At 74.2% G+C, this 1,325-nt stretch carries 1 protein-coding gene; it reads right to left on the bottom strand.

Annotated elements, in window-relative coordinates:
• A partial coding sequence (locus tag B082_RS37290; protein ID WP_037711498.1) for a SpnB-like Rossmann fold domain-containing protein occupies nucleotides 1–1,325 on the bottom strand: 1,325 nt, incomplete at both ends.

The following is a 1,325-nucleotide window of genomic DNA, read 5'->3' as shown; positions in this document are numbered from 1 at the left end:
CGGCCATCCCGACCCCGCCCGCCGCGGAATGGATGAGCAGCCGCTCGCCCGCCCGCAGCCCCGCCAGATCCGTCAGACCGTAATACGCCGTCAGGAAGACGATCGGGGTCGCCGCCGCCTCGGTGAACGTCCAGCCGGCCGGAACGAGGCCGAGCGTGCGGTGGTCGGTGACGGCGACGGGCCCGGCGCCGTCGGAGAACAGGCCCATCACCCGGTCGCCCACGGCGAGGGAGGTGACTCCGGGACCGGTCTCCAGGACGACGCCCGCGCCCTCGCTGCCCATCGGTGCCTCACCGGGGTAGCTGCCGAGGGCGATGAGGACGTCGCGGAAGTTGGCGCCCACGGCCCGTACGGCGACCCGGACCTGGCCTGCGGCGAGCGGCCCGGTGGCGTCCGGCGACGGAACCAGGGCGATGTTCTCCAGGGTGCCCTTGCCGGTGCTGCCCAGACGCCATGCACCGGTGTCGACGGGCGGGGTCAGTACGCCGTCGGCGGCGGCCCCTCGGGTGAGCCGGTTGACGTACACGGTGCCCTGGCGGAGGGCGAGTTGGGATTCGTCGTCGGTGGCGGACACGGCGACGGCCAGTGCGGCGGCGTCGGCCGGCTCGGACGGAGCGAGGTCCAGCAGGACGAACGCGTCCGGGTTCTCCGTCTGCGTGGCACGCACGAATCCCCACACGGCGGCGCCGGCCAGATCGTCCAGCAGGTCGCCGCGGTGGGTGGCGACGGCGCCGGTGGTGACGACGACGAGCCGCGAACCCGCGGACCGGCCCTCGGCCAGCCACTCCTGCGCGGCCTCCAGGACGTACGCGAGAGCGCCGCGGGTCTCCTGGCCGGCCGGAACCGGCAGGAACACCGTCTGCGGCACCGGGCCTTCGGCGGCGAACAGGGCCGCCAGGTCCGGGTGGCGCACGGTTTCCCCGCCGAGTCCGGCGGCGAGCTCGGGACCGGGCGTGCCGATCACCGCCGCGACCGGGGCGTCCGCGGTCCCGGTCTCGTCGGCCCGTACCGGGGTCCAGTCGACGCCCAGCAGGATTCCCTCGTCGGCGGCCTGCGGCCCGGCGCCGATCGGCCGGAGCACCAGCTCACCGATGGTCGCCACCAGCTGCCCGGTCTCATCGGTCGCGCTGATCCGGACGGTGTCGGGGGTGGTGGGGGTGAGGTGGGCGTGGAGGGTGGTGGCGTGGGTGGCGTGGAGGGTGATGTTGTTCCAGGCGAAGGGGATGCGCTGGGTTGTGTTGTCGGGGTTGTCGGGGTTGTCGGGGTTGTTGGGGTTGGTGGTGTTGAGGATGAGGGGGTGGAGGGCGGCGTCGAGGAGGGCGGGG

This window comes from Streptomyces sp. ATexAB-D23 (genome assembly GCF_000373645.1).
GTDB lineage: Bacteria > Actinomycetota > Actinomycetes > Streptomycetales > Streptomycetaceae > Streptomyces > Streptomyces castrisilvae.
The sequence above is the reverse complement of the archived record's forward strand: the minus strand, read 5'-3'. Positions and strand labels throughout refer to the sequence as shown.